General features: G+C 72.6%; 6 protein-coding genes. 2 read left to right on the top strand and 4 right to left on the bottom strand.

What is annotated here, in order from left to right; all coding sequences use genetic code 11:
- The first annotated feature begins 526 nt into the window (after positions 1 to 526).
- Positions 527 to 1687, top strand: coding sequence for an alkaline phosphatase PhoX (locus AB0H53_RS25060; protein ID WP_362117505.1), 1161 nt, complete (start codon positions 527 to 529; stop codon positions 1685 to 1687).
- Here AB0H53_RS25060 and AB0H53_RS25055 read toward each other — a convergent pair.
- From AB0H53_RS25055 to dusB, 3 genes are all read right to left on the bottom strand, one after another.
- The gene (locus tag AB0H53_RS25055; protein ID WP_362117502.1) at positions 1657 to 2685 is read right to left on the bottom strand and encodes a winged helix-turn-helix domain-containing protein; all 1029 of its coding nucleotides are present in this window, start codon (positions 2683 to 2685) and stop codon (positions 1657 to 1659) included. The genes AB0H53_RS25060 and AB0H53_RS25055 overlap by 31 nt on opposite strands.
- Before the next feature lie 1200 nt (positions 2686 to 3885).
- Positions 3886 to 6597: a pyruvate, phosphate dikinase gene (gene ppdK, locus AB0H53_RS25050; RefSeq protein ID WP_362117499.1), complete on the bottom strand. Its 2712-nt coding sequence runs from the start codon at positions 6595 to 6597 to the stop codon at positions 3886 to 3888.
- A gap of 488 nt (positions 6598 to 7085) precedes the next feature.
- Positions 7086 to 8270, bottom strand: coding sequence for a tRNA dihydrouridine synthase DusB (dusB, locus tag AB0H53_RS25045; protein ID WP_362117496.1), 1185 nt, complete (start codon positions 8268 to 8270; stop codon positions 7086 to 7088).
- 57 nt (positions 8271 to 8327) lie between these two features.
- Here dusB and AB0H53_RS25040 point away from each other — a divergent pair, with 57 nt between their 5' ends.
- Complete coding sequence (locus AB0H53_RS25040) at positions 8328 to 9770, top strand: MFS transporter (RefSeq protein ID WP_362117493.1); 1443 nt, start codon at positions 8328 to 8330, stop codon at positions 9768 to 9770.
- A 213-nt stretch (positions 9771 to 9983) separates the two neighbouring features.
- On the opposite strand, the gene AB0H53_RS25035 is transcribed toward AB0H53_RS25040, so the two are convergent.
- A complete protein-coding gene (locus AB0H53_RS25035) occupies positions 9984 to 10166 on the bottom strand; it encodes a DUF6243 family protein (protein ID WP_362117490.1) in 183 nt (60 codons plus the stop codon).
- Positions 10167 to 10381 lie beyond the last annotated feature (215 nt).

Below are 10381 nucleotides of genomic sequence, written 5' to 3'. Positions count from 1 at the left end.
ATATCTAATAAGCTGCCGCGGGGCCCCCCCGGCCCCCCCCCCCCCCCCGGGCGCCCCCCCCGCGCGGGGGGGGGGGGCCCGCGCCGGGGCCCCGCGCCCGCGTTGCGGGGCTCCGCGGCGCGGCCTAGCCTCGGCGCCATGAGCCCCGTCGGCCGGAGGAGCACCGAGCAGCCGCCGGACCCGGCCCGGCCCGCCGCCACCGGCGAGGGCCGGCCCGCCCGGCCGGCCCCGCCCGCCGTGCCGCCCGGCGCCCGGTACGTCGCCCCCGGCACCCCGTACGCCGCCCGGGAGACCGCCTTACGCACCCGGTGGGCCGCCCCAGGCGCCCGCGCCGGGGCGCCCGCCACCCGGCCGGGGCCCGGCCGGGGCCCGGCCGGGTGGCGCGGGAGCGCAACCAACCGTGGCCCGACGCTTCCGCTTCACCGGTTGTTGATGCACCGTCAATGCGGGGCTTCTAGCTTCCGGAAGCGCGCGACCCCGCCGCCCGACCGGAGCGGCGGGGCGGTCATCCCCCCTGGAGTGACAAGTGGAACGTCGCAGTTTCCTGCGTGGAGCGGTCGTCGGCGGCACGGCGGCGGCCTTCGGCGGCACGTTGATGCGGGGCGCGGCCTACGCGGCCCCGGCCCAGCCCGGCGCGGGCCCGTACGGAGCCCTCGGCGCCGCGGACGCCAACGGAATCCAGCTGCCCGGCGGCTTCACCAGCCGGGTGATCGCCCGGTCCGGCCAGAAGGTCGGCTCCACCTCCTACACCTGGCACAACGCCCCCGACGGCGGTGCCTGCTTCGCGGACGGCACCGGCTGGATCTACGTCTCCAACTCGGAGATCAACCCGGGCGGCGGCGCGGGCGCGGTCAAGTTCTCCGCCACCGGCGCGATCGTCGGCGCGTACCGCATCCTGTCCAACACCCGTACCAACTGCGCGGGCGGCAAGACCCCGTGGAACACCTGGCTGTCCTGCGAGGAGGTCAGCCTGGGTTACGTCTACGAGACCGACCCGTGGGGCGTGAAGGCCGCGGTCCGCCGGGACGCGATGGGCCGGTTCAAGCACGAGGCCGCCGCCGCCGACCCGGTGCGCAAGGTGATCTACCTGACCGAGGACGAGTCGAACGGCTGTCTCTACCGGTTCGTCCCGGCCACCTGGGGCGACCTGTCCTCCGGCACCCTCCAGGTGCTCAGGGCCGGCACCGCCACCTCCGGCTCCTTCACCTGGGCGACCGTCCCCGACCCGGACGGCTCCCCCACCTACACGCGTGACCAGGTCTCCGGTGCGAAGCGGTTCAGCGGGGGCGAGGGCTGCCACTACGCCAACGACACCGTCTGGTTCACCACCAAGGGCGACAACCGTCTCTGGCAGCTCAACCTGGCCGACAACACCTACGAGCTGGCGTACGACGACTCGCTCGTGCCCAGCGGGGCCGCCCCGCTGACCGGTGTGGACAACGTCACCGGCTCGTCGTCCGGGGACCTGTTCGTGGCCGAGGACGGCGGGAACATGGAGATCTGCGTGATCACGCCGGACGACGTGGTGGCTCCCTTCCTGCGGATCAACGGCCAGTCGGGCTCCGAGATCTGCGGCCCGGCCTTCTCGCCCGACGGCAAGCGGCTCTACTTCTCCAGCCAGCGCGGCACGACCGGCAGTTCGTCGGGCGGCATCACCTACGAGGTGACGGGCCCGTTCCGCGCGTAACGCCGGCACTTGGGCTGGGCGCCGCCGTGCAGGAGGGCGGCGCCCAGCGGGGTGAGGGTGTGCAGCACGGAGCTGCCCTGGCGCAGGGTCACCACCAGACCCGCCTCGCGCAGCACTCCCGCGTGCTGGCTGGCCGACGCGAGCGAGACCCCGGCCCGGCGGGCGAGCTCGCTGGTCGTACCGCCGTGGCCTATGGCCTTCAGGACGGCGGACCTGGTGTGGCCGACGAGCCGGCCCAGCGAGGTCCCGTCGCTCGCGCCCGGCTCGGCGACCGCCGAGGCGTCGGTGTGGGTGACCGGGTACACCAGCACCGGCGGCAGTTCCGGGTCGCGGTAGACCACCGGGGTGCCCCGGCAGAAGTAGGACGGCTGGAGCAGCAGCCCCCGCCCGTCCAGGTGCAGGTCCCGGTCGACCGGATAGTCGGCCTCCAGCACCGGTGAGCGCCAGCGGAACATCGGCGGCAGCGTGGCGAGCAGTTCCTCGGCCCCGCCGTCGAGCAGCGCCCGGCCGCGTACGGCGCGGTCGGCCTCCACGCGGGCCTGGATGTACGACCAGTAGGGCTCCACGGCCGCCCGGTGGTAACCGCGCAGGGCCCCCAGGAGCCTTCCGACGGGCTCTGGGCCGCCTTCGGCGAGCGACCTGGCCCAGCCGGGCAGCCGGGCGCCACCGGGGCGGGAGGCGGCGAGCAGGGCGAGCTCGGTGTGGATCCGGGCGGGCGGCGTGGCACGCAGGGCCTGGAGGCCCTCGTCGAGGCCGTCGAGCCCCTGCGGCGGCGTCAGGAAGTCCGGGAAATATCCCCGGACCGGCACGAGCGTGCCGAGCATGCGCGTTTCACCGCTCAACCGCGTCCGGGCCTCGGTGCGCCATTCCCCGTAGACCAGCGCGCCCCGCCGGTCGCGCAATCGGTGAAAGCTGAGAATCGTCTCCCACAACGCATCCGGCCGGGCGGCCATCCGGATGCCGGCGAGACACTCCCCGGTGAAATGAATACGAAGCACTGAACCCCCACCTGTTGCATGCGCAATCACCCCCCGCCAATGAGTATGCACACCATCACAGCACGTTACCACGGCCTTTCAGCCACAGTTGAAACGCATCGCGGAGGTGGGGTCGGAACCGAAAAGCTGTACGCCGTCGGACGGGAAACCTTCTGGACCGAGGTGACGTGATGAAGACCGTGGGGGGCTTCGCGCGTCCGGCGGCGGTCCGGGAAGGTTGCGGCTCTCCTGTCCGGCAGGGGTAATGGGGCGCGGTCGGCGGGTGGGGATCCGGTGGCCGCGCTCCGCCCGTTCTTTGCGGCATGAATGGCGCAATTCGACCGGGCGGGAACACTTCGCGATTCAACTTCGCCGTGCGGCACGCGGAATTCGACCGGCCGCTATGCAACACCAAGCTGCTTTTTCCCTCCGGGTTCCCCGGGCGGTACACGGCGCCGGTACGGAACACGACGCCCGGGACGCGGCACGGCTCGCGGGACGACACGCGGCCCGCCGGACCCGGCACGGGCCCGCCCGGCGCCCGACGGCACTCGGTACTCGGTACTCGGCATCGGTACTCGGCTCACGGCTCCCGGCACGGCGCCCAGGGTACGGCCTGCCGAACGCGGCCCCGCGACCGGGGCGGGCCACCCGGCACCCGGCGCGGCCCGTCCGGTGACCCGCTCCCGCCGGCTCCCGCCCCGCCCCGCTCCGGCGCCGGCACGCCACCGGTACGGCCCGCCGGCACGCCGCACCGCGACCGGGCCGCCCGGGGGCCCGGTCGCCCGGTCGCCCCGGCGGCGCCCACGCCCCGGGCCGCCGCCGGGTTCGCCCCCACCGTGGTGCTCGCCCGGATCCTGGACCGGACCGCCGAACCGCCCGTCGTGCCCCGCCGGTCACGCCCCGCGCCCGGGCCGGGACCGGGGACGCGGCGCCCGTCCCCGCCGGCACGGGGCGGCGCGCGGCACCGGGGGCGGGCGCACGACAGGGCGGACACCTCCGCACAAGGTGTCCGCCCTGTTCTGTGTCCGGCTCACCGCCGGGTGTCACCCGGTGCCGGGCCGTATCGGCCGGGCACCGCGCGGCGCCCCGCGGCTCGCTCGTCCGCCGGCTCCCGCCCCGGCCGGGCGTACCACGCTCCGGCCGGGGCGGGCCGGCGTACCGGAGCCGCCGCCGCGTCGGTGAGGGTCGGATGGACCCGGCGGCTGCTCCGGTGGCCGGTCAGCGGCTGTCGCTGCCGCTGGACTGTGCCGCCGCCCGGCCCGCCTCCAGGCGGGCCACCGGGATGCGGAACGGCGAGCAGGACACGTAGTCCAGGCCCACCTCGTGGAAGAAGTGCACCGACTCCGGGTCGCCGCCGTGCTCACCGCACACGCCCAGCTTCAGGTCCGGGCGGGTGGCCCGGCCGGCCGCCACCGCGTCCCGCACCAGCTTGCCCACGCCGTCCTTGTCGATGGTCTCGAAGGGCGACACCCCGAAGATGCCCTTCTCCAGGTACGCGGTGAAGAAGCTGGCCTCCACGTCGTCGCGGGAGAAGCCCCACACCGTCTGGGTGAGGTCGTTCGTACCGAAGGAGAAGAACTCCGCCGCCTCGGCGATCTGACCGGCGGTCAGCGCGGCGCGCGGCAGCTCGATCATCGTGCCGAGCGCCAGCTTCAGCTCGACGCCGGTCCGCTGCTGCACCTCGGCGATGACCTGCTCGGCCTCGTCCCGGACGATCTCCAGTTCCTGGACGGTGCCGACGAGCGGGATCATGATCTCGGCCCGCGGGTCGCCCTTGGCCTCGATGCGCTGGGCGGCGGCCTCGGCGATGGCACGGACCTGCATGGTGAACAGGCCGGGGATGACCAGGCCGAGGCGCACGCCGCGCAGACCCAGCATCGGGTTCTGCTCGTGCAGCCGGTGCACGGCCTGGAGCAGGCGGAGGTCGTTCTCGTTGTGGTCCTTGCGGGCCTCGGCGAGCGCGACGCGCACCGACAGCTCGGTGATGTCGGGCAGGAACTCGTGCAGCGGCGGGTCCAGCAGGCGGACCGTGACGGGCAGCCCGTCCATCGCCTCGAACAGCTCCACGAAGTCCTGCTTCTGCTGGGGCAGCAGCGCCGCGAGGGCCTCCTCGCGCTCCTCGTCGGTGTCGGCGAGGATCAGCTTCTCGACCATCTCGCGCCGCTCACCGAGGAACATGTGCTCGGTGCGGCACAGGCCGATGCCCTGCGCCCCGAAGCGGCGGGCGCGCAGCGCGTCCTCGGCGTTGTCGGCGTTGGCCCGCACCCGCAGGCGGCGGCGCCGGTCCGCGTAGGCCATGATCCGGTGGACGGCGGCGACGAGTTCGTCGGCGTCGTCGGCGCCGGCGTGCATCCGGCCCTCGAAGTACTCCACGACCGGCGACGGCACGACGGGTACCTCACCGAGGTAGACCTTGCCGGTGGAGCCGTCGATGGAGACGACGTCGCCCTCCTCGACCACGTGCCCGCCCGGCACGGTCATCCGGCGGCGCTTGGTGTCGACCTCGAGCTCCTCGGCGCCGCACACACAGGTCTTGCCCATGCCGCGCGCCACGACGGCGGCGTGCGAGGTCTTGCCGCCGCGCGAGGTCAGGATGCCCTCGGCGGCGATCATGCCGTCCAGGTCGTCGGGGTTGGTCTCACGGCGGATGAGGATGACCTTCTCGCCGGACCGGGACCACTTGACGGCGGTGTACGAGTCGAAGACGGCCTTGCCGACGGCGGCGCCCGGCGAGGCGGCGATGCCCCGTCCGACCTGCTGCACCTGGGCCTTCTCGTCGAAGCGCGGGAACATGAGCTGCGCGAGCTGGGCCCCGTTGACCCGCTGGAGCGCCTCGGCCTCGTCGATGAGGCCCTGGTCGACCAGCTGGGTGGCGATGCGGAAGGCCGCGCCGGCGGTGCGCTTGCCGACCCGGGTCTGGAGCATCCAGAGCTGGCCGCGCTCGATGGTGAACTCGATGTCGCACAGGTCCTTGTAGTGCGTTTCGAGCGTCTGCATGATCTGCATGAGCTGGTCGTACGACTTCTTGTCGATCGACTCCAGCTCGGCCAGCGGCACCGTGTTGCGGATGCCGGCGACGACGTCCTCGCCCTGGGCGTTCTGGAGGTAGTCGCCGTAGACGCCCTGGTGGCCGGAGGCGGGGTCACGGGTGAAGGCGACACCGGTGCCGGAGTCGGGGCCGAGGTTGCCGAAGACCATGGAGCAGACGTTGACGGCGGTGCCCAGGTCGTGCGGGATGCGCTCCTGGCGGCGGTAGAGCTTGGCCCGCTCGCCGTTCCAGGAGTCGAAGACCGCCTTGATGGCCAGGTCCATCTGCTCGCGCGGGTCCTGCGGGAAGTCGCGGCCGGCCTCGGTCTTGACGATCTTCTTGAACTGCTTGACCAGCTTCTTCAGGTCGGCCGCTTCGAGGTCGGTGTCGACCGTGACCTTCTTGGCGTGCTTGGCCTCCTCCAGCGCCTCCTCGAAGAGGTCGCCGTCGACGCCGAGGACGGTCTTGCCGAACATCTGGATCAGGCGGCGGTACGAGTCCCAGGCGAACCGCTCGTCACCGGCCTGCTTGGCCAGTCCCTCGACGGACTTGTCGGAGAGCCCGATGTTGAGAACCGTGTCCATCATGCCGGGCATGGAGAACTTGGCGCCCGAGCGCACCGAGACCAGCAGCGGGTCGTCGGCCTGGCCGAGCTTCTTGCCCATCTTCTGCTCGAGGGCCTGGAGGTGGGAGCTCACCTCGTCACGCAGCTCGGCGGGCTCGTCGCCGCTGTCGAGGTAGACCTTGCAGGCCTCGGTGGTGATGGTGAAGCCGGGAGGGACCGGAAGGCCCAGGTTGGTCATCTCGGCGAGGTTGGCACCTTTGCCGCCGAGCAGGTCCTTGAGGCCCTTGTTGCCCTCGGTGAAGTCGTACACGAACTTCTGATCTTTGTTTTCCGACACGGGTCTCGACTCCTCGAGGACTCGGTGGCTGCCCTGACGGCGAGGAACATACCCAGATCGAAGGTGCCTGGGTATGTACGCCTACCCGTCATACGGGCTTAACCACTCGTCCGCCAGCAGATCGAAAGTGACCACCGTGTTGGTCCGGACATGCCGAATGATTCACCCCTTGAAGTGAGGTGCGCTCCCATGGGCGGTACGACCGCTCACATGAGCAACAGCAGGCGCCTTTGTCTTCAACACTTGAACACATAAGGGGTGGCACTGAGTGCCATCCTTTAGGAAGTGCATCCGCCTTTTGGGCGCTCATGTGAGCGCAACCCCTATCAAGGGTGGCGAGAATCACGCCGCCCGGGAAGCGCCGATTCCAGCATGCGGAACCCCTTGACGTGCTGTTGACGCCCCGTTGACGCGTGCTTGACGCCCCCGGCCGGGGCCGCCGGAGGACCGGGCCGGCGATCGGCCGCCGGCCCCCCGGCCCGGCCCCATCAGCCGCCCGACGTGTCCAGTTCCGCCTCCGCGCCGACCGCCGAGCAGTCGTACGGGTCCTTCAGCCAGCCGTCCGGCAGGACGACCCGGTTGTTGCCCGACGTGCGCCCGCGCGGACCGTCCGCGCCCGCCGGCCACGGCTGATCCAGGTCCAGCGCGCTCAGCTGAGCGCGCAGCTCGTCCAGCGACGAGGTGACCGCCAGCCGCTTGCGCATCTCCGAGCCGACCGCGAAGCCCTTCAGGTACCAGGCCACGTGCTTACGGAAGTCGATGACACCTCGGGACTCGTCACCGATCCACTCCCCCAGGAGCTGGGCGTGGCGCACCATCACGTCGGCGACCTCGCGCAGCGTGGGCGCCGCCGCCTCGCCCGTCCCCTCGAACGCGGCCACCAGGTCGCCGAAGAGCCACGGGCGGCCCAGGCAGCCACGCCCCACGACGACGCCGTCGCAGCCGGTCCGCCGCATCATCCGCAGCGCGTCGTCGGCCGACCAGATGTCACCGTTGCCGAGCACCGGGATCTCCGGGACGTGCTCCTTCAGCCGGGCGATGGCCTCCCAGTCGGCCGTGCCGCCGTAGTGCTGGGCGGCGGTGCGCCCGTGCAGGGCGATGGCCGTCACGCCCTCCTCGACCGCGATCCGCCCCGCGTCCAGGAAGGTGATGTGGTCGTCGTCGATGCCCTTGCGCATCTTCATGGTGACCGGCAGGTCCCCGGCGTTGGAGACGGCCTCGTTGAGGATCGCGCGCAGCAGGGGCCGCTTGTAGGGGAGGGCCGAGCCGCCCCCCTTGCGGGTCACCTTCGGCACCGGGCAGCCGAAGTTCAGGTCGATGTGGTCGGCGAGGTCCTCGTCGACGATCATCCGGACCGCCTTGCCGACGGTCACCGGGTCCACCCCGTAGAGCTGGATCGAGCGCGGTGTCTCGGTGGCGTCGAAGTGGATGAGCTGCATGGTCTTCTCATTGCGCTCGACCAGCGCCCTGGTGGTGATCATCTCGCTGACGAACAGGCCCTTGCCCCCGCCGGCCGCGCCCTTCGGCGGGTGGCCGGCGAAGCCCCGGACGCCTTCGGCGAATTCGCGGCACAGGGTGCGGAAGGGGGCGTTGGTGATGCCGGCCATGGGGGCGAGCACCACCGGGGGCCGCACGGTGTGCGGGCCGATGGCGAGGGGACTGAACGCGGTCATGCCCCCTATTGTCGCGTACCGCTCCGGCGGGTCGTTAGTTAGCCGTACTTTGGATATATGCCCGAGCTCACCCACCGGCGGCGGCTGCTGGTCCTGGCGATCTGCTGCACGAGCCTGCTGATCGTCAGCCTCGACAACACCGTCCTCAATGTCGCCCTGCCCGCCATGCGCCGGGACCTGCACCCCACCGTGGCGGGCATGCAGTGGACCATCGACGCCTACACCGTGGTCCTCGCCTCGCTCCTGATGCTCGCCGGCTCCACCGCCGACCGGCTGGGCCGCCGCAAGGTCTTCACGGCCGGGCTGGTCCTGTTCACGGCCGGGTCCCTGCTGTGCTCCCTCGCACCGAACCTGGAAGCCCTCGTCGCCTTCCGCATGGTCCAGGCCGTCGGTGGCTCGATGCTCAACCCGGTCGCCATGTCGATCATCACCAACACCTTCACCGACCCGCGCGAGCGCGCCCGCGCCATCGGTGTCTGGGGCGGTGTCGTGGGGATCTCCATGGCGGCCGGCCCGCTGGTCGGCGGGGTGCTCGTGGACTCGGTGGGCTGGCGGTCGATCTTCTGGATCAACCTTCCGGTGGGCCTGGCCGCCCTGCTGCTCACCCTGCGGTACGTGCCGGAGTCCCGCGCTCCCCGGGCCCGCCGCCCGGACCCCGTCGGGCAACTGCTGATCATCGTTCTCCTGGGCTCACTGACGTACGCGATCATCGAGGCGCCCGTCGCGGGCTGGACCTCGCCGGTGATCCTGGGCTTCGCGTCGGCCGCCGTCCTCGCCCTGACCGCACTGCTGCTGTACGAGCCCAGGCGCACCGACCCGCTGATCGACCTGCGCTTCTTCCGCAGCGCCCCGTTCAGCGGTGCCACCGTCGTCGCGGTGAGCGCCTTCGCGGCCCTGGGCGGGTTCCTCTTCGTCAACACCCTCTACCTCCAGGAGGTGCGCGGGCTGTCGGCGCTGCGCGCCGGCCTGTACACGCTGCCGATGGCGGCGCTGACCCTGGTGTGCGCGCCGCTGTCGGGCCGGCTGGTCGGCACTCGCGGACCACGTCTGCCGTTGCTGGTGGCGGGGGTGACGATGGCGGCGAGCGGAGTGCTGTTCGCGGCGTTCGAGGCGGAGGCGTCGACGCCGCTGCTGATGACCGGGTACGTCCTGTTCGGCATCGGCTTCGGCATGGTGAACGCGCCCATCACCAACACGGCGGTCTCCGGCATGCCCCGGGCCCAGGCGGGCGTGGCCGCCGCCGTGGCCACCACCAGCCGGCAGATCGGCCAGGCGCTGGGCGTCGCCGTCATCGGGGCCGTACTGGCCGCCGGGGTCCCGCCCGCCGCTCCGACCACGGGGTTCGTGGCGGCCAGCCGCCCCGCCTGGTGGATCGTCGCCGGATGCGGTCTGTCGGTGCTGGTGGTGGGCGCGGCGACCAGTGGCCCCTGGGCCCGCCGGACGGCGGAGCGCACCGCCGCCCGGCTGGAGTGCCGCACCCCGGCGACGGCCGGCTCCTGAACCCCGGCGGCCCGGGGCCGGGCGCCCCGCCGGGACGGTGAGCGGCCGGCCCCCCTGCCGCCGGCCGCCGCCTCCGCGCCCCGGGCCGGGGCCGTGGCGGCGGGCCGGGCGCACTCGGTCCCGGTCGTCCACTCGCCGGATGACGGCCGTGGGCCCGGGCCACCCGAAGGTGGCCCGGGCCCACGGGCGTACGGCCTACCGGTGTCCGGTCGGTCAGCTCTCCGAACCGGCCTGCTCCTGCGCGCGCTCGCGCATCTTGCGCAGCAGCTCCTGCTTCTGGTCGGCGGACGCCTTGCGGTTGGCGGCTCGGGCGGGGGCGGAGCCCTGCTGGTCGGCACGGGACAGCTTCTTGCGCTGTCCGCCTACGCCGAGGAGGTTGTTTCGGCTCTTGGCCACGGGTTCTCCATCAAGGGTGAGAAGTGATGCGGAAACGCGTCGGGTGGGGGGCGGGAGACCGGGCTGCCCGCCGCACTCTCACTCGTAGATCGGGAGGAACGGCATGCGGGTGAGGTTACCCCGCGCCCGGCGGCCCGGCACACCGGGTTTTCCGCACCCGCGCACCGGCCGTGCCCCGCGCGGCGGCGCTCGGTGGCCGCCGCCGCCGGCCCCGC

It is taken from the genome of Streptomyces sp. NPDC050856 (assembly GCF_040653855.1).
GTDB lineage: Bacteria > Actinomycetota > Actinomycetes > Streptomycetales > Streptomycetaceae > Streptomyces.
This window is presented reverse-complemented; position numbering and strand designations above follow the sequence as displayed.

Coding starts and splice junctions, on each gene's coding strand:
- dusB (WP_362117496.1), bottom strand. CDS start 8,270: ATGACCGCGTTCAGTCCCCTCGCCATCGGCCCGCACACCGTGCGGCCC.
- AB0H53_RS25040 (WP_362117493.1), top strand. CDS start 8,328: ATGCCCGAGCTCACCCACCGGCGGCGGCTGCTGGTCCTGGCGATCTGC.